Source organism: Methylorubrum extorquens (assembly GCF_024169925.1).
GTDB classification, from domain to species: Bacteria; Pseudomonadota; Alphaproteobacteria; order Rhizobiales; family Beijerinckiaceae; genus Methylobacterium; species Methylobacterium extorquens_A.
Map to the genome: position 1 here is coordinate 1,472,868 of NZ_JALJXF010000001.1, position 17,680 is coordinate 1,490,547.

The window sequence follows — 17,680 nt, forward strand, 5'->3', positions numbered from 1 at the left end:
CTCGCCGGTCTTTAGGGATAGGACGGCGACATGGACCGTACGGTCCGGCTTCGGCAGTCAATGATCGGCATGAACGAGCGGAGCCCTCCCGAGACGTCGGACGAATCCGAAGACGATCCGATCTATGAGCAGGCTGCCCTATGGGTCGCCCGCCTGTCCTCGCCCGACGCGACCGATGCCGATCGCAAAGCGTTCGAGGCGTGGCGGTCGGCCGATCCGTCACATGCCGACGCCTTTGCCGAGATGGACGCGTGGCGCCGGACGATGGGTCAGGTGCCCGATCCGCGCCGAGGCCGGCGCTGGAAACCGAAGGGCATAGCCGTCGTCGCCATCCTCGGGGTGGCCGGCCTGCTCGCCTACGACATGGGGATGCTCGACCGCCTGAGGGCCGATGCCTGGACGGAGGTCGGCGCGATCAGGGCGGAGACGCTGGCGGACGGTAGCCGGGTCGATCTCAACACCAATACCGCCCTGGCGCTGCACTACACGGCCGAGGAGCGCGGCGTCGAACTCCTGCGCGGCGAGGCCGCGTTCGACGTGTTGCCGGATCGTCAGCGGCCATTCATCGTGCGCGGGAAGAGAATCAGTGCCCGCGCTGTCGGCACGCGCTTCTTCGTCCGGGTCGATGGCGACGCGAGCCCGGTCGGCGTGACCGAGGGACAGGTCGAGGTCGTCGCATCGGATGGCCAAGCGATGCTGCAGGCCGGCGAGATCGCGGTCCATGACACGGCCGGCCGCCTTGTGGCCGAGCACGGCGACGTCGCCCGCGCGATGGCGTGGCGAGACGGCCGGCTCATCTTCTCGGGCCAGCCCCTCGCGGCGGTCCTGAACGAGCTTGAGCGCTACCGGCGCGGGCGCATCGTGCTGCTCGGCCAGGGTGCCGGGGCCAAGCGCTTCAGCGGAACGCTCGATCCGCGCAACACCGACGAGGCGCTCGACGTTCTCGCCGCAACGATGGGGGTCCGCGTCACCCGCGTGACGCCGCTGCTGGTGCTGGTCCGGCCAGTTCCCTGATACCCGAAAAAAGTGGTCCGCCGGACATCAGGAATTTCGCGCACCGACTGTCTACCGTTCCAGGGACGAGAAAGCGCGAAGCGCATCCGTCCCGATGGAGTGATGGAATCGAGGCGGGCTATGGCGGTGCGGGAGCAAACGGTTTGGGTCGGGCGGCTGCGGCTTGCGGCCCTTGCGGGCGTCTCTCTGACGGCGCTCGTCGGCATGGCATCCGCACGCGAGGTGGACAAAATCAGCATCGTCCCCATCGCAACTGATATCGTCTCGGCCTCGCTCGATGCCGCAGCAAACCGGCACCGCGTCGCGATCCCGCCGGGTCCGCTGGAGCCCGCCCTGACGGCGCTCGCCAGGCAGATGCGGCTCAAGCTGGCCTACCAGACTACCCTGACCGAGGGTCTGGTCACGCTGGGCGCCGAGGGTGAGTTCCGGCCGCTGGAGGCGCTTGCCAGGATCCTCGAAGGCACGGGCCTGACCTATCGCTCGGCCGGCCCGTCCACGATCACCCTGGTCAATCCGCGCTACGTCCAGCTCGGCCCCGCGCCAGCCAACGCGGTGACGCTCGAGGAACTGTCGGTCGAAGGCCAGGGCCGGGGTCGCGCGCAGGCCGCGGGCCTGCCCCCGCCGACCGGGACCATGGGACAGCCGCCGGTGCCCTATGCGGGCGGGCAGGTCGGCTCGGGGGCGCGGCTCGGCGTGCTCGGCAACCGCAACGTCTTCGACACGCCGTTCAACACAGCGGGCTACACGTCCAAGCTGATCCGCGATCAGCAGGCGCAAGGGTTGATCGACGTGATCGAGAACGATCCGTCGGTGCGGGCGGTGTCCTCGCTCAGCGACGCGCCGGGCACCTCGCTGTTCATCCGCGGCTTCGACGTCCTGTCTCTCGATATCGGCTTCGACGGCCTGTTCGGCATCACCGATGTTCGCCGACCGCCGATCTACAACATCGAGCGGGTCGAGGTGCTCAAGGGGCCGAGCGCGCTCGTCAACGCCGCCGCGCCCAATGGCGGCGTCGGCGGCAGCATCAACCTCATCCCCAAGCGCGCCTACGAGGAGCCGCTGACGCGCATCACGCCCTTCTTCATCTCGCAAGGTCAGCTCGGCACGGCGGTGGACATCGGCCGCCGGTTCGGCCCGACGGGCGAGTGGGGCGTGCGCGCCAACGGCGTCTTTCAGCGCGGCGAGACCGCGATCGACCGCGAGCGGCTGCAATTGGGCTTCGGCTCGCTCGGCGTCGATTACCGCGGCGACCGCTTCCGCATGTCGTTCGATCTCGCGTACCAGGATACCTTCTATCAGCGGAACCGCGGCTTCATCGAGGCTTTCCCCGGCATAGACATCCCGAGGGCGCCGAGATTGTCGAGTAACCTCGGCCGACCGGGCCTGTATCATCAGGTCAAATCCGTTTTGGGCGCCACGCGCTTCGAGTATGACCTGACCGACGACACGACCCTGTTTGCCGGCTTCGGTGCAGGGCACACCGCCGAGGACGCGTTCGCCAGCTACAAGTCGATCACATCCTCGAACGGGGAATTCGACGATCTGCTCGTGCGTCGGGTGGCCGACTTCACGACCTATACGGCGGATGCCGGGCTGCGCACCCGTTTCGTGACCGGCCCGATCCGCCACAACGCGACGCTCTCGGCCACCGGCTTCTGGGCCGAGACGAGCTTCCCCAAAGCCTTCCAGTTCCTTCCGGGCGGCAGCGCCAACTTCTCCAATCCGAGTTCCGTCCCGGCCACGTTTACCGACATCGACATCGGCACCCGCTTCAACGGGCAGACCTATCGAAGCGTCTCAATCGCCGACACGCTGTCTTCGCTGGACGATCGCGTGTTGCTCACGATCGGCGGACGGGTGCAGCAGCTGGCCGCGAAGGGTTTCGGCTTCAGGCCCGGAACTCCGTCCTTCGGACAAATCACGTCAAGCTACGACAACACGGCGTTCACGCCCGCGGTCGCGCTGGTCGTGAAGCCGATCGAAAACCTGTCGCTCTATGGAAACTACGTCGAGGCCCTGATCTCACCGAACACGCCGCTGGTCGCCGCGAATGCGAGCGACGTTCTGGCTCCCATCGTCGCCGACCAGAAGGAGGTCGGCATCAAGTATGATTTCGGGACCGTCGGCGCCTCCGTCGCGCTGTTCGAGATCCATCGGCCGAGCGCCTTCCTGGACGCCGTGACCGGCGTCTTCGCGGCCAACGGCCTCCAGCGCAACCGCGGCTTGGAGTTCAACCTGTTCGGCGAACCGCTGCCCGGGGTGCGGCTGATCGGCGGCGCCTCCTTCATCGACGGGCGCCTGGTGAACACCGCCGGAGGGGCGTTCGACGGGCGGGTGGCACCGGGGGTACCGGCCTTCGCGCTCAACCTCTACGGCGAGGTGGACCTGCCGCCTTGGCTGCTGCCGGGCCTGACCGCGACGGGCCGCGTCATCCACACCGCGCGCCAGTTCTACGATCAGGGCAACACCCAAAACATTCCGGACTGGACCCGCTTCGATGCCGGCCTGCGCTACACCTTCCTCGGCTCGTGGGGAAAGCCGGTGACGCTGCGCGCCAACGTCGTCAACGTGTTCGGCTCCGATTACTGGGCTTCCACCGGTCTCGGTCTCCTGACGCTCGGCACGCCGCGGACCGTTCTGCTGTCGGCGCAGCTCGATTTCTGACCATGACGGGGCGGCCTCCTTCGGGCATGAAGCCGCCCCATCCTCGTGACAGTTCCTGTCACGATCGATGCCTTGAGATTGCGCAACGGGATGCAACGCCATGCGCAACCGTGAGGGCGGCGGTGAGAGCGCCACGGCGGTCGGCTTCCACAGCTTCGAGCACCGAGCGCATTCGACTACGGCAGCTGTCCGACGTCAGCACCTGTGGGACAGAATGAGGGTCTTCAGGAACGGAGGATGGCTGGTTCATCGTAGCCCCTGAGGAGCGAACATGAAGCAGACATCCGGACCGGCCAAGAAGCCGGCAGAAGCGGTGATCAAGGACATCCGTCGGGCCACACGTCGGCAGTTCTCGTCCGAGGAGAAGATCCGCGTCGTACTGGAAGGCTTGTGTGGCGAGGACAGCATCGCCGAGTTGTGCCGACGTGAGGGTATCGCCGCCTCGATGTACTACGGCTGGTCCAAGGAGTTCCTGGAGGCTGGCAAGAAGCGCCTGTCTGGCGACACGGCTCGTGCGGCCACCACGGATGAGGTGCGGGATCTACGTCGCGAAGCGGGGGCGCTGAAGGAGGTCGTAGCTGATCTCGTCCTGGAGAACCGTCTGCTTTAAAAAAGGCATGAGCGGGGCTGGGGACGACGAGGCATGAGGTACCCGGCCCCCGAGAGGCTGGAGATTATCCGGCTGGTCGAGCAATCCCACCTGCCGGTGCGTGCCACCCTGGACAAGCTCGGCATCACGCGCTCGACGTTTTACCGCTGGTACGACGCCTACCAGCGCGGCGGCCCCGAGGCGTTGAATGACCAACCTTCGCAGCCGAGCCGGGTCTGGAACCGTCTACCTGCGGAGATCCGCGAGCAGATCGTTGCCTTGGCTCTGGAGCAGCCTGAACTCAGTCCGCGTGCGCTGGCGGTGCGCTCCACCGACGCGCGCCGCTACTTCGTCTCGGAAGCGACCGTCTACCGGTTGCTCAAGTCTCAGGACCTGATCACCAGCCCGGCCTGTATCGTCATCAAGGCTGCCGACGAGTACCGCGATAAGACCACCGCGCCCGACCAGCTTTGGCAGACGGACTCACCTACCTGAAGGTCGTTGGCTGGGGCTGGTACTACCTGTCGACGGTCCTGGACGACTTCTCACGCTACATCGTCGCCTGGAAGCTGTGCACGACGATGCAGGCCAGCGACGTCACCGCCACGCTCGACCTGGCGCTGGGTGCGGCTGGGTTCGATCAGGCGCGGGTGATGCCGCGGCCACGCCTGCTCTCCGACAACGGGCCGAGCTACGTCGCCAGCGACCTGGCTGACTGGCTCGGCATTCGGGGCATGACCCACATCCGCGATGTGCCATGCCATCCTCAAACGCAGGGCAAGATCGAGTGTTGGCATCAGACGCTCAAGAACCGCATCCTGCTCGAACACGCCTACGTGCCCGGCGAGCTGGAGACGCAGGTTGCCGACTTCGTCGAACACTACAACCATGCCCGAGCCCATGAAAGCCTGAGAACCCGTCCGATAAGGGTTGAGTTTGGGGTTGAGTGGCCGGGATGGCGATGCTTCCAGAAGGGTGCTGAAGCCTGACCTGGAAGTGCCATGTGGACCCCGACTACCCGGCGGCAGCATAGCCGCTCGGGCCTGCGCTACGAAACCGACCTGACGGATGCCGAGTGGGCTGTGGTCGAGCCGCTGATGCCCAAGCCTGCACCGTGCGGGCGTCCGCCGGTCTGGACGATGCGGGAGATCCTGAACGCGATCTTCTACGTGCTGCGCGGCGGGATCGCGTGGCGGCTGATCCCCAAGGATCTGCCACCCCGCTCGACCACCTACGGCTACTTCAGCCGCTGGCGCGACGACGGCCTGTTCGGCCGGATCAACCACCACCTCGTCATGGCTGACCGTGAACGGGTCGGACGCGAGGCTTCGCCGTCGGCGGCGGTTCTGGATAGCCAGAGCATCAAGACCACCGAGAGCGGCGGGCCGCGCGGCTACGATGCCGGCAAGAAGGTGAAGGGCCGTAAGCGCCAAGCTCTGGTCGACACGGACGGGCGTGCCCTCGTCCTCGATCCGCAGCCCGCCGACGTACAGGATCGCGACGGAGCGGTGCCGGTGCTGCGTTTGTCGCGTCGCACCTTCCCGTTCATCACCAAGGCGTTCGCCGATGCTGGCTATGCCGGAGACCGACCCGCCACGGCCACGAGCATCACCGTCGCGATCGTGCGCAAGCCACCCGGGCAGGTCGGCTTCGCCGTTCACCCGCGCCGCTGGGTCGTCGAGCGCTTCTTCGCCTGGATCAGCCGCAATCGCCGCCTCTGGAAGGATCCGGAGGCCACCCTCGCCTCGGCCCAAGCCTTCCTCTACGCCGCCGCTGCCATGATCCTCGTCCGACGCCTCGGACGCGCTTCGTGACTTATCGGACGGACTCTGAGCAACCTCACGCCCGCTGACGTCTCCTTCGGACGCGGCGAAGGAATCCTGGCCGAGCGGGAACGCATCAAGCGCCAGACCCTGATGGATCGCCGCTTGCGCCACCACGCGCAGGCCGCCTAACCTCTTACCCCAAATGGACCAGAGCCTCCGCTCCTGAACACCGCTGAATGTCCCAAATCATCTGACGACGGACAGGCCGGATTCTTCCACCGGAACCAACGCGACGGTTTTGCCGCCCATTCCGGCGGCCGGTGCGTTGAAGACGAGCTGAAGCCCATGGTGTGCGAGCAGATCACGCAGCAGCGTCCGGTCGGCGGTTCGGCTTGCCAGCATGCCCAGTCGCTTGCCCGCCAGGTCCGGGACTGCCTTGACCCCGGAGGCGCCCGGCGCCACCACGAAGGCGGCGAGTTCACGCAGGACGGCGAGCGTAAGGCCGTTCCCCGGCATCGACACGTCGGGCCTGACCACCGCGAGGTCGGCATTGCCGGTTCTCAGCGCCTCGGCGCTCTCGCGCACCCCGCCGAACGCGACGACCTTGAGGCGGACGGCGAGCTTCCGCCGGGCGAGTTCGTCGGCGTAGGCCCGCAGGAGCGTCGGCTCGGTGCCGCCGTTCGGGGCGACCGCGATGGTCAGGGTCGTGGCCCGGGTCAGGTGGAAGCCGGCGAAGATAAGGAGGACGAACAGGAGCGCCAACCCAAGGGGGAGCCACATCCCGCGACCATCCGGTAACGCCAGCTTACGCACGCCTGCCCCCAACCTCGCCGGGTCGACCGGCCTTGGCACCCAGGTGGTCGATGGGCCGTCGGATTTCGAGGGCACGGATTGCCGGTGACCGGAATCCTAACGGGACGCTTATGAGATTGGCTCCGCTTCCCGCTCGAACCCTAATGCGGTCGGGCGCAGATAAGGGACGCGGTCACCCGAAGACCGCGCGAGCCCCAGAGACATGATGTCTACCACCGTTCAAGTCGCCGCCATCCATGTCCAGGCCTCCGCTTCGGACGCGGCACGGTTCATCGTCGGCCAGAACCCGGAAGGCCATTGGGTCGCAATCGAGATCCACGGGCGCGCCGGCGGCTTGTTCCGGAGCTGCAAGGCCGCGGTCGACTACGCCGAGGACGAGACCGACCACCGGCCCGACGCCGTGCTCCTGTCCGAGAAGCGAATCGAACTGCGCATCTGACGTCATGGCCGACGCCCTGGAGAGGTCGGCCCCGGCATCCCATATCCATCTTGTCGTCGACCGTATGGGTTTCCCGTCTCCAGGTTCGGCAACCTCGGCACAGTATCCCTCAATCTGGGCTGAAAGCCCGGGCGCTGCTTGGACACGGTTCGGGTGGTCCCGGCCATCGGCGTATGGAGGTGCAGGGCGCCCGCAAGCTGCGCCTCGCCTCACACCTTGCCGGTTGCTCGGGCGCTGACCAACGCATAGAGGCTAGCCGCGTCCCGCGCGCCCCTTAGGGCCTTGGCGGACGCCGGGTCCCTGAGCTTGCGCGCCACGCAGGCCAGGGCGTTCAAGTTTTCTCCACCGTCGCCGATTGGCAGCAGCAGTAGGAAGACGAGGTCCACAGGCCGCTCGTCGACCGCATCGAAATCGAGTGGATCTCGCAGGCGCGCCAGCAAGCCGAACGGCTTCCGCACCGTCTCCAGCCGCGCATGCGGAAGCGACACGCCATCGCCGACCCCGGTCGAGCCAAGCCCCTCCCGGCGGACGAGGGCACCGAGGATCGTGCCGGCATCCAAGTCGAGGGACCGGGCCGCGCGTCGGGCTAGATCGTCGAGGAGGGCGGTCTTGCCGGAGGCGCGCAGGCCGTGGACCACGTCCGCTGGTGCGAGGATGTCGTGGATAGTCATTGCGTCTGCCAGCTACCTGCGGGGCTGGGTTTCAAGAGCTCGTCTCCGTCGCCGACGACTTGGCGTCGTTCGCCGCGCGCAGCTTGAGGTTCGGTTCGTCGTCGGGGGCCCTCAGTCGATAGCCGACGCCGGTTTCGGTGAGAAGGATGCGCGGTCGCTCCGGGTCAGCCTCCAGCTTCTGTCGGAGCTGGCGCATGTAGACCCGCAGGTACTGCGGTTCCGACGAGACCGAGACCTCGTGCATGAGCTGGGCATGCGTCAGCACCTTGCCGGCGTGCAGCACGAGAACCCGCAGGAAGTCGTACTCCCTCGGGGTCAGCTTCACCTCGGCGTCGTCAACCTTCACTATGCGCCGCACGAGGTCGACGGAGAGGCCGTCGACCCGGAAAACGGGGCGCTCGCCACGGGCGGCCAGTTGATGGCGTAGCGCTGCGCGCAGACGGGCGAGTAGTTCGGCCATGCCGAAGGGCTTCGTCACGTAGTCGTCCGCGCCGAGGTCGAGCGCCTCGACCTTGCCACCCTCGTCGTCCCGGCTCGACAGTACCACCACCGGCAGCCCGGGGTGGCTTACCCGGATCGCGCGGAGCAAGTCGTGCCCGCGCATGTCAGGTAGGCCGAGATCGAGGATGACGAGGTCCGGGCTTTCGCGACCGAGCACCTCAAGGGCGATGGCGGCGTTCGGGGCCTCCAAGATAGCATACCCCTGCGTGGACAGGCCCATGCGCAGCAGCTTGCGGATCGGGGGCTCGTCGTCGATGACGAGGATGGTCGGGCTCATGCGGCGATTTCCCTTGGCGTTGTCCGTGCCGGGACCGGGAGCGTCACTGTGAAAACGGCCCCCAGCCGGTCGCGGCGGTTGCCGGCGGTGATGGTGCCGCCCATCGCCTCGACAAACCCGCGGGAGATGGCGAGGCCGAGCCCGGTGCCGGCCCGGACGTGGTCGCTTTTCCGGACCCGGTAGAACTTGTCGAACACCCGCTCGACGTCCGCCTCGGGCAGGCCGAAGCCTTCGTCCAGCACCTCGATGTAGACCGCTTGGCCATCGTGCCGGGCACGAACCGTCACGGTCGAGCCCTCGGGCGCGTACTTGGCGGCGTTGTCGAGCAGGTTGACAAGCACCTGCTCGAACAGGACCGGGTCGAGCCGCAGGGTCGGCAGGTCGGGGTCGATCTCGACCGCGACCACGTGGCCCGCCATGACCTTCTGGGTGCGCCGCAGGGCGGTATCGACGGTCTCGGCCGCGTCCTGGGGCGCGAGGTTCGGCGCCACGGCGCCAGCCTCCAGTCGCGTCATGTCGAGAAGGTTGACGATGAAGCGGTTCAACCGCTCCGATTCCTCGATGATGGTCGCCAGGAGCTCGGTCTTGGCTTCCGGGGGCAGTGCTGCGTCGAGGTCGCGCAGGGTTGTGGCCGCCCCGAGCACGGAGGCCAGCGGGGTGCGCAGGTCGTGGCTGATCGAGGTCAGCAGCGCCTGGCGTAGCCGGTCGGTCTCGGCGGCGCGCTCGGCCCGGTCGAGATCCTCCACGAGGCGAACCCGCTCGATGGCGAGCGCGCCCATATCGGCCAGCGCGTCGAGGAGACGTCGCGCTTCCGGCGTCAGGATCGGTCCTGTGCCGTCCGCGTCGAGGCCGATCACGCCGATTGTGCCGCGTCCGGTGCGCATCGGCAGGAACAGGCGCTTGGCCCCGGGCAGGGTGTCGGCGCCGCGCCCCGCGGGGCGATGGTTGTCGAAGGCCCACTGCGCGGCGGCGAGGTCGGCCTCGTCCAGCATGTCCTCGGGTGGGTAGCCGGCCCGCACCGTCACGGCCTTGTCGTCCGGCAGTAACAACACGACGCGTACCTTCAGCATGGCGGCGGTCTGCGCCGAGGTCGCCCAGAGCACGTCGTCGAGCGTCCCGCAGGCCGCGAGCTTGCGCGAGAACCCGAACAGCCGTTCGGTCGCCTTGGCCCGCCCCTGGCTGACGACGGCCGTCCGGCGCGCCAGGGCGGCGAGGTTCGAGACCAAAACCGCCACCACGGTGAAGAGCAGGAAGGCTGCGACGTTGGTCGGATCCGAGATGGTGAGGGTGTAGACCGGCGGCAGGAAGAAGAAGTTGTAGGAGAGCGAGGCGGTCACCACCGCGACGAGTGAGGGGCCGAGCCCCCAGCGCACGGCGACCGCCACGACGGCGGTGAGCAGCATCAGGTCAGCGTTCTCGACGCCCGTATAAGGCTCCAGCAGCAGGGCGAGCCCGAGCGCGGCGCCGGTGGCGAGCAGCGCCAGGCCGTAGCCTCGGGCATCGAAGGTGGCGGGCGTGGCGGCGGTGGCCACCGGCCGGCGCCCCCCCGCGTCGGAGGTCGGCACGGCCTCGCCGGGGACCACGTGGACGCTGATGTTGCCGCTGCGGCGAACCAGGTCGTGCACCACCGAGCCGTTGACGAGCTCGAACAGCCCGGAGCGCGTCGCCTTGCCGACGACGATGTGATTGACGTTGGCAGACTGCGCGTAAGCCAGGATTTCGTCGGCGATGCGCCGCCCGCCCGGGAGGGTGACGGCGTCGCCGCCGAGCTGGTCGGCAAGCCGCAGCGCCTCCGCGACCCGGTCGCGCTCGGCTTCGCTCAGGAAGGCGGCGCGCGGTCCCTCGACGACCAGGGCGGTCCAGGGCGCGTGCAGGCGGTCGGCGAGGCGCTTGGCGTAGCGCACCAGGCCGGCCGAGCGTGGGTCCTCGCTGACGCAGACGAGAACCCGCTCGCCCGCGGCCCAAGGACCGGCGATGGCGTTGGCCCGCATGTGGCTGAGGAGCTCGTCATCGACCCGGTCGGCGGTGCGCCGCAACGCGAGTTCACGCAGGGCCGTCAGGTTGCCGCGGGAGAAGTAGTGCTTCAGGGCCCGCTCGGCGTTCGTCGGAACGTAGACTTTACCGGCCTTCAGGCGCTCGATCAGGTCGTCGGGATTGAGGTCGACCACCTCGATGTCGTCGGCCCGGTCGAGCACGCCGTCGGGCACCGTCTCGCGTACCCGGATGCGGGTGATGGAGGCCACCACGTCGTTGAGGCTCTCGACGTGCTGGATGTTGAGCGTGGTCAGGACGTCGATGCCGGCGTCGAGCAACTCCTCGACGTCCTGGTAGCGCTTCGGGTGGCGCGAGCCCGGCGCGTTGGTGTGGGCGAGCTCGTCCACGAGGGCGATCTGCGGCCGGCGGGCGAGCAGCGCGTCGAGATCCATCTCATCCAGGACGGTGCCGTGGTAGGGCACGGCGCGGCGCGGAACGACCTCGAACCCGTCGAGCAGCGCCTCGGTTTCGGCCCGCCCGTGGGTCTCGACCACGCCGACGACAACGTCTGCGCCGGACTTAAGCCGGGCGCGTCCGATGGTCAGCATCTCGTAGGTCTTGCCGACGCCGGGTGCGGCACCGAGGAAGACCTTGAGCCGGCCGCGCGTCCGCTCCTCCCGGCGGGCGGCTTCGAGCAGCGCGTCGGGCGAGGGGCGGTTCGGGTCGCGGCCGGTCTCGGGCATGTTCGCTTCTCAGCGCTTGGCGAGGTCGTCCAGGGCGAGGTTGAGCGCCAGGACGTTGACGCGCGGCTCGCCGAGGAGGCCGAGGGTGCGGCCCTGGACTTGGCCGGCGACGAGGTCGTGAAGCTTGTCCTCGGGCAGGCCGCGAGCCTTGGCGACCCGGGGCACCTGGAACAGGGCGGCCTCGGGCGAGACGTCCGGGTCGAGGCCCGAGCCGCTCGTCGTGACGAGATCGACCGGAACCGGCTGACCCGGGTTCTGCCCGCGCAGGGTGTCGAGGTCGCCTTTCACGCGCTCGGCCAGCCCCGCGCTGGTCGGCCCGAGGTTCGAGCCGGCGGAGTTGGCGGCGTTGTAGGGGGCCGGTACGGTCTTGCTCGCGTCGGCCGGGTCTGCCGCGGTGGTGGCCGAGGGACGGCCGTGGAAGTAGCCCTCGCCGGTGAAGCTCTGACCGATCAGGGTTGAGCCAACGACCTTGCCGTCGCGCTCGACCAGGCTGCCGGCGGCCTTGGCGGGGAAGACCGCGCCGGCGATGCCGGTGACGGCGAGGGGGTAGGCAAGGCCGGTGACCGCCGTCAGGGCGACGAGCAGGACGAGGGCTGGGCGAAGCTGGTTCAGCATGGCAGGTCTCCTTCGACCTTTGTTTCAGGCGAGATGGAGGGCGGTGATGGCAAGGTCGATAGCCTTGATGGCCACGAAGGGCACCAGGACGCCGCCGAGGCCGTAGATGAGGAGGTTGCGCCGCAGGAGCGAGGCGGCCCCGACCGGCCGGTAGGTCACGCCTCGGAGCGCCAGCGGGATGAGGGCGACGATGACGAGCGCGTTGAAGATGATGGCCGAGAGGATCGCGCTCTGCGGCGAGGCGAGGCCCATGACGTTGAGCGCCTGAAGCTGGGGGTACAGCGTCAGGAACATCGCTGGGATGATGGCGAAATACTTGGCCACGTCGTTGGCGATGGAGAAGGTCGTCAGCGCCCCGCGCGTCATCAGTAATTGCTTGCCGATGCCCACGATCTCGATGAGCTTGGTCGGGTCGCTGTCGAGGTCGACCATGTTGCCGGCCTCGCGCGCCGCCACCGTGCCGGTGTTCATGGCGACGCCGACATCGGCTTGGGCCAGGGCCGGCGCGTCGTTGGTGCCGTCGCCGCACATGGCGACGAGCTTGCCCTCGGCCTGCTCCTTCCGGATCAGAGCGAGCTTGTCCTCGGGGGTCGCCTGGGCGAGGAAATCGTCGACCCCGGCCTCAGCCGCGATGGCCGCGGCGGTCATCGGGTTGTCGCCGGTGATCATCACCGTGCGGATACCCATGCGGCGGAGTTCCACGAAGCGCTCGCGGATGCCGCCCTTCACGATATCCTTGAGGTAGACCACGCCGAGCAGGCGCCCGTCCTTGGCCACGGCGAGCGGGGTGCCACCGGCCTTGGCGATGTCCTCGGCGACGGCGCGGATCTGTCCCACGACCTCGGTCTCGGCGGCCGGCTGGTAGGCCAGCGCCGCGCTGGAGCCGCGGGTCGCCATCGGCTGCACGGAAACGGAGGCGATGATGGCGTCGACCGCGCCCTTGCGGATGGACGAGCCCTCAAGGTCGACACCCGACATCCGTGACTGGGCCGTGAAGGGCACGAAGGTGGCGTTCAGGCCCGCCATGTCGCGGGCCCGGATGCCGTACTTGTCCTTGGCGAGCACGACGATGGAGCGGCCCTCAGGCGTCTCGTCGGCGAGCGAGGCAAGCTGCGCCGCGTCGGCGAGGTCCTGCTCGGAGACGCCCCGGACGGGCCGAAACTCGGTTGCCTGCCGGTTGCCGAGCGTGATGGTGCCGGTCTTGTCGAGGAGCAGGGTGTCGACGTCGCCCGCGGCCTCGACGGCGCGGCCCGACATGGCGAGCACGTTGAAGCGCACCAGCCGATCCATGCCGGCGATGCCGATGGCCGAGAGAAGCGCGCCGATGGTGGTGGGGATCAGCGTGACGAAGAGCGCGACCAAGACGATGACGGGGATGGACCCGCCGGCATAGCTCGCGAAGCTCGGGATGGTCGCCACCGAGAAGACGAAGACGATGGTGAGGCCGGCGAGCAGGATGTTGAGCGCGATCTCGTTCGGGGTCTTCTGTCGGGCCGCGCCCTCGACCAGCGCGATCATGCGGTCGACGAAGGTCGAGCCGGCTGCCGCCGTGATGCGGACCTTGATCTCGTCGGAGAGCACCTGCGTGCCGCCGGTCACCGCCGAGCGGTCGCCGCCCGATTCCCGGATGACGGGGGCGGACTCGCCCGTGATGGCGGCTTCGTTGACCGAGGCGACGCCCTCGATGACCTCGCCGTCGGACGGGATCAGGTCGCCCGCTTCCACGAGGACGATGTCACCGACCTTGAGCGAGGTGCCGGACACCGTCTTGTAATTGCGTCCCTGCCCGGTCAGGCGCTTAGCCGTCATCTCGGTCCGGGTACGGCGCAGGCTGTCGGCCTGGGCCTTGCCCCGGCCTTCGGCGAGCGCCTCGGCAAAGTTGGCGAAGATCAGGGTGAACCAGAGCCAGAGGATGATCTGGCCGGAAAAGAACAGGTTGGCGCCGCCGGTGACGAGGTCGCGGACGAAGAGCACGGTGGTGAGTGCGGCGACGACCTCGACCACGAACATGACCGGGTTGCGGATCATAGAGCGGGGGTCGAGCTTCCTGACGGAGCCGACGAGGGCCGGCCCGACGAGGGCGGCGCTGAAGAGCGATGAGTTCTTACGGGACATGGGTTCGGGGGTCCGGAGAGGGCGAGGAGGCCCGGCGAGCGTTGCCGGGCTTTGCCGTTTCAGGGGGCGGTCGCGCCGGCGGCCAGGGTGAAGGCTGTGCCGAGGGCGAGGCCCCCGAGCAGGACGACGCCGAGGAGGGCCAGCACGAGGTCCGAGGTACGCACGGGCTTCGCCCTGGCGCCTTGGGAGCTGTGATTTGGTGGCCGGTGCGGCATCAGGTGATGGCGCGGGATGCGCCGGTTCGGGAGACTGCGGGGCATCTCAGCCCCCCGTGCCGAAGGTCTGCCCCGCCGCGCCGGCGAGGTGCTCGACCACGGGTCCGAGCGCGAGCGACGGGAAGAACGTCAGGCCGCCCATGATCAGCACCACGCCGACGAGCAGACCGATGAACAGGCCGCCGTGGGTCGGGAAGGTGCCGGCGGACGCCGGAGCCCGTTTCTTGGCGGCGAGCGAACCCGCGATCGCCAGCACCGGGATCTTCACGAAGAACCGGCCCACCAGCATGCCGATGGCGAGGGTGGTGTTGTAGAACAGGGTGTTGGCCGTGAGCCCGCCCAAGGCCGAGCCGTTGTTGGCTGCTGCCGAGGTGTAGGCGTAGAGGATTTCCGAGAAGCCGTGCGGCCCGGCATTGGCGGGACCAGCGAGACCGGCGGGTACCACGGTCGCAAGCGCCGTGAAGCCCAACATCATCAGCGGCAGGCAGAGGATGCCGAGCACGGCCATCTTCACTTCCTTGGCCTCGATCTTCTTGCCGAGATACTCGGGCGTACGTCCGACCATCAGCCCGGCCACGAAGATCGCCACGACGACGAAGATCAGCATGCCGTAGAGGCCGGCCCCGACGCCGCCGATGATGACCTCGCCGAGCTGCATGTTGAGCAGCGGGATCAGGCCGCCGAGCGCGGTGAAGGAGTCATGCATGGCGTTGACCGCGCCGCAGGACGCGGCGGTGGTGATCACGGCGAACAGGGCGGAGGCGGCAATGCCGAAACGGACCTCCTTGCCCTCCATGTTGCCGCCGGTCAGGCCGAGGTTCGACAGGACGCCGTGGGCGTTGGCCTCGGCCCAATAGGTCACGGCGACGCCGACGATGAAGAGCAGGCCCATGGCGGCCAGGATCGCCCAGCCCTGGCGCTCGTCGCCGACCATGCGGCCGAAGACGTTGGTCAGGGCTGCGCCGATGGCGAAGATCGCGATCATCTGCAGGAGGTTCGAGAGTGCGGTCGGGTTCTCGAAGGGGTGGGCGGCATTGGCGTTGAAGAAGCCGCCGCCGTTGGTGCCGAGCATCTTGATGGCGACCTGACTGGCGACCGGCCCGACCGCGATGGTCTGCTTGGCGCCCTCCAGCGTGGTGGCCTCGACGTAAGGGGAGAGCGTCTGCGGTATGCCCTGGGAGACCAGGAACAGCGCGATCAGAAGGCAGAGCGGCAGCAGCACGTAGAGGGTGGCACGGGTCATATCGACCCAGAACGAGCCCAGGGTCTTCGTGGAGGCGCGCGCGAACCCGCGGATCAGCGCCACCGCGACCGCCATGCCGGAGGCCGCCGACACGAAGTTCTGGTGCGTCAGCCCCAGCATCTGGCTGAGGTACGACAGCGTAGTCTCGCCGCCGTAGGACTGCCAGTTCGTGTTGGTGACGAAACTCGTCGACGTGTTGAAGGCCAGATCCGGCGCGACCGCGGCCTGGTCGGCCGGGTTCAGCGGCAGCACCGCCTGCAGGCGCAGGATGGCGTAGAGCAGGACGAAGCCGAGAAGGTTGAACACGACCATCGCCCCGGCGTAGCCGAGCCAGGTCTGCTCCTGGCGGGCGTCGATGCCGGAGACGCGGAAGAGCCCGCGCTCGATGGGGCCGAGCACGGGTGAGAGGAAGGTGCGCTCGCCGTCGAAGACGCGGGTCATGTAGAGACCGAGCGGCTTCACGAGCGCCAGGACGACCGCGCCGTAAAGCGCGATCTGCATCCATCCGTTGAGTGTCATGGGACGTGGTCCGTGCTCAGCCGCTCAGAACCGCTCGGGGCGGACGAGGGCGTAAGTGAGGTAGGCGAGGAGCCCGGCGGTCACGAGGGCGCCGAGGGCGAGGTCGAGGGTCATTGCGGCGTGCCTCAGAGGCGCTCGCAGAGCGCGGTGTAGCCGGCGACCAGGCCGAAGACGGCGAGGCCGGCGGCGATGAAGACGATGTCGAGCATGGGATGTCCGTATCCGTTCGACCCGTCGGTCGCGGGCGTCCCACGGCCGACCTGGGCCCATCCCGAATGTGGACGGGAACCGCGTTAGGGTTCGAGACGGAAAGGGAGGCGATCCCATAAGGGACTCATTAGGATCGGCCCGATTCCGGGCTTCGTCCGGGGCATCCCTTGGCGCGTCGTCGGACGTTAGGCGGCCTGCAACTCCTGGCAGGCACCGGGCGCATCGACGAGCATGGCTTTCGGGCAGGCGGCGCGCCACATGGTGCGGTCCACCTGGATCACGCCCGTGTCCGCGCCCCTCGAAACCGCTGTAGGGCCCGCCGCAGGCCGGGCAGCGCCCGCCGACGCGACGGTAGTCCGCGGTGCAGGCACTGGTATCCTCCGGCTTGCGGGGATCGGGGCCGGACGGGAAGCGGGGCGTGATGCCGGCGAGGCGAGCCCGCAGGCCGCGATGCGACCCGGCGCTCAAGACGCGGGCAATAGGTCGAGGACGTTCAGGGCGAGCAGCGCGAGGGACAAGGCCAAACACGAACCGAGGCCCAGGATCATGAGGGCGAAGACGCGGTCGGCCCTGCACTCGGCGGCGATGTGCCGGAAAACGGTCGTTTAGGTGCTCCACGCGGGCGATGGCCCGGTGGAGCGAGAGGTCCTCGTTACCCCATTAGGGAACAAGACGAAGACGGGGCCTCCGGCATAGGTAAGTCATAAGGACCGGTCGACGGGGCGCGGCGTCAATGGGCGGCGTGGCCAAGCCGGGCGCCAGGAGGGGCGCAAGGGTTTTATGCCCGCAACATGGGCCTTGCCGCTCCCTTCGCGCGCTCCTGATGACTTCCTTGTTTCGCGCGCCCGCAATCCATCTCGTTTCCTTATGCGAGCCGTTTTAGCGTCGAGGCCACGCCCGCTCGAAGACCCATTCCGGTCTTCCATTCCCCGACATCCCATCCTTCGTGCCGGTACCATACGGACGCTTGGATGACGCCGTGGGTCACCGTCCGTCCCGTGGCCGCGCCAAACCCGAGGTTCGTCATGTCCTTTGCCTTCTTGAAGAAAATCGAGCCGTCCGGCGCGGGCACGCATGGGCCGGACTGGTTCTCCAAACGAGGGGCCGGCAGGTCGAGGCTGCACCCGACAGCCAGGTCTCGCTGACCGATCCCGACGCGCGCTCCATGGCGACCAGCGGCAAGGGCACCGGCTTGGTCGGCTACAACGTCCAGGCTGCGGTCGATGCCGAGCATCACCTGATCGTGGGTCACGACGTGACCAACGTCGGCAGCGACCGGGCGCAACTCGCCCCGATGGGACGTATGGGGTTG

Annotated in this window: 12 protein-coding genes and 2 pseudogenes; 6 read left to right on the plus strand and 8 right to left on the minus strand. The window is 68.3% G+C overall.

Features of this window, described 5'->3' with window-relative positions; all coding sequences use genetic code 11:
* Window positions 1-30 precede the first annotated feature (30 nt).
* The 4 genes and pseudogenes from J2W78_RS07080 to J2W78_RS07095 all read left to right on the plus strand — a co-directional run bounded on the left by J2W78_RS07080 (window position 31) and on the right by J2W78_RS07095 (window position 6,081).
* The gene (locus J2W78_RS07080) at window positions 31-1,014 is read left to right on the plus strand and encodes a FecR family protein (protein ID WP_437178554.1); all 984 of its coding nucleotides are present in this window, start codon (window positions 31-33) and stop codon (window positions 1,012-1,014) included.
* A 204-nt stretch (window positions 1,015-1,218) separates the two neighbouring features.
* Window positions 1,219-3,678 (plus strand): TonB-dependent receptor, encoded by a 2,460-nt coding sequence (locus J2W78_RS07085; protein WP_253369245.1) that lies wholly within the window; start codon window positions 1,219-1,221, stop codon window positions 3,676-3,678.
* A gap of 271 nt (window positions 3,679-3,949) precedes the next feature.
* Window positions 3,950-5,208 (plus strand): annotated as a pseudogene (locus J2W78_RS07090) (IS3 family transposase); the annotation flags it as partial.
* Window positions 5,209-5,268: 60 nt separating this feature from the next.
* Window positions 5,269-6,081, plus strand: coding sequence for an IS5-like element ISMex40 family transposase (locus J2W78_RS07095; RefSeq protein WP_253368204.1), 813 nt, complete (start codon window positions 5,269-5,271; stop codon window positions 6,079-6,081).
* Window positions 6,082-6,279: 198 nt separating this feature from the next.
* On the opposite strand, the gene J2W78_RS07100 is transcribed toward J2W78_RS07095, so the two are convergent.
* Window positions 6,280-6,813 (minus strand): hypothetical protein, encoded by a 534-nt coding sequence (locus J2W78_RS07100; protein ID WP_253369247.1) that lies wholly within the window; start codon window positions 6,811-6,813, stop codon window positions 6,280-6,282.
* Window positions 6,814-7,048: 235 nt separating this feature from the next.
* On the opposite strand from J2W78_RS07100, the gene J2W78_RS07105 reads away from it, so the two are divergent.
* Window positions 7,049-7,285 carry a hypothetical protein gene (locus J2W78_RS07105; RefSeq protein ID WP_253369249.1) on the plus strand — a complete coding sequence of 79 codons (237 nt, stop codon included), beginning with the start codon at window positions 7,049-7,051 and terminating at the stop codon, window positions 7,283-7,285.
* Window positions 7,286-7,494: 209 nt separating this feature from the next.
* Here J2W78_RS07105 and J2W78_RS07110 read toward each other — a convergent pair whose 3' ends face one another.
* From J2W78_RS07110 to J2W78_RS07145, 7 genes are all read right to left on the minus strand, one after another.
* The gene (locus tag J2W78_RS07110; RefSeq protein WP_253369250.1) at window positions 7,495-7,956 is read right to left on the minus strand and encodes a PTS sugar transporter subunit IIA; all 462 of its coding nucleotides are present in this window, start codon (window positions 7,954-7,956) and stop codon (window positions 7,495-7,497) included.
* A 31-nt stretch (window positions 7,957-7,987) separates the two neighbouring features.
* The gene (locus J2W78_RS07115) at window positions 7,988-8,734 is read right to left on the minus strand and encodes a response regulator (protein WP_253369251.1); all 747 of its coding nucleotides are present in this window, start codon (window positions 8,732-8,734) and stop codon (window positions 7,988-7,990) included.
* Window positions 8,731-11,451: a sensor histidine kinase gene (locus J2W78_RS07120; RefSeq protein WP_253369254.1), complete on the minus strand. Its 2,721-nt coding sequence runs from the start codon at window positions 11,449-11,451 to the stop codon at window positions 8,731-8,733. The genes J2W78_RS07115 and J2W78_RS07120 overlap by 4 nt, the downstream gene beginning before the upstream one ends.
* Before the next feature lie 9 nt (window positions 11,452-11,460).
* Window positions 11,461-12,066: a K(+)-transporting ATPase subunit C gene (locus J2W78_RS07125; RefSeq protein ID WP_253369256.1), complete on the minus strand. Its 606-nt coding sequence runs from the start codon at window positions 12,064-12,066 to the stop codon at window positions 11,461-11,463.
* A 24-nt stretch (window positions 12,067-12,090) separates the two neighbouring features.
* A complete protein-coding gene (kdpB, locus tag J2W78_RS07130) occupies window positions 12,091-14,181 on the minus strand; it encodes a potassium-transporting ATPase subunit KdpB (protein WP_253369258.1) in 2,091 nt (696 codons plus the stop codon).
* A gap of 261 nt (window positions 14,182-14,442) precedes the next feature.
* Complete coding sequence (gene kdpA, locus J2W78_RS07140) at window positions 14,443-16,158, minus strand: potassium-transporting ATPase subunit KdpA (protein ID WP_253369262.1); 1,716 nt, start codon at window positions 16,156-16,158, stop codon at window positions 14,443-14,445.
* 24 nt (window positions 16,159-16,182) lie between these two features.
* On the minus strand, window positions 16,183-16,272 hold the full coding sequence (locus tag J2W78_RS07145) for a K(+)-transporting ATPase subunit F (protein WP_253369264.1): 90 nt from the start codon (window positions 16,270-16,272) through the stop codon (window positions 16,183-16,185).
* A gap of 1,204 nt (window positions 16,273-17,476) precedes the next feature.
* Here J2W78_RS07145 and J2W78_RS07150 point away from each other — a divergent pair.
* Window positions 17,477-17,671 (plus strand): annotated as a pseudogene (locus J2W78_RS07150) (IS5/IS1182 family transposase); the annotation flags it as partial.
* Between the last annotated feature and the right edge of the window lie 9 nt (window positions 17,672-17,680).

Coding starts and splice junctions, on each gene's coding strand:
- J2W78_RS07080 (WP_437178554.1), top strand. CDS start 31: ATGGACCGTACGGTCCGGCTTCGGCAGTCAATGATCGGCATGAACGAG.
- J2W78_RS07085 (WP_253369245.1), top strand. CDS start 1,219: ATGGCATCCGCACGCGAGGTGGACAAAATCAGCATCGTCCCCATCGCA.
- J2W78_RS07095 (WP_253368204.1), top strand. CDS start 5,269: ATGTGGACCCCGACTACCCGGCGGCAGCATAGCCGCTCGGGCCTGCGC.
- J2W78_RS07100 (WP_253369247.1), bottom strand. CDS start 6,813: ATGTGGCTCCCCCTTGGGTTGGCGCTCCTGTTCGTCCTCCTTATCTTC.
- J2W78_RS07105 (WP_253369249.1), top strand. CDS start 7,049: ATGATGTCTACCACCGTTCAAGTCGCCGCCATCCATGTCCAGGCCTCC.
- J2W78_RS07110 (WP_253369250.1), bottom strand. CDS start 7,956: ATGACTATCCACGACATCCTCGCACCAGCGGACGTGGTCCACGGCCTG.
- J2W78_RS07115 (WP_253369251.1), bottom strand. CDS start 8,734: ATGAGCCCGACCATCCTCGTCATCGACGACGAGCCCCCGATCCGCAAG.
- J2W78_RS07120 (WP_253369254.1), bottom strand. CDS start 11,451: ATGCCCGAGACCGGCCGCGACCCGAACCGCCCCTCGCCCGACGCGCTG.
- J2W78_RS07125 (WP_253369256.1), bottom strand. CDS start 12,066: ATGCTGAACCAGCTTCGCCCAGCCCTCGTCCTGCTCGTCGCCCTGACG.
- kdpB (WP_253369258.1), bottom strand. CDS start 14,181: ATGTCCCGTAAGAACTCATCGCTCTTCAGCGCCGCCCTCGTCGGGCCG.
- kdpA (WP_253369262.1), bottom strand. CDS start 16,158: ATGACACTCAACGGATGGATGCAGATCGCGCTTTACGGCGCGGTCGTC.
- J2W78_RS07145 (WP_253369264.1), bottom strand. CDS start 16,272: ATGACCCTCGACCTCGCCCTCGGCGCCCTCGTGACCGCCGGGCTCCTC.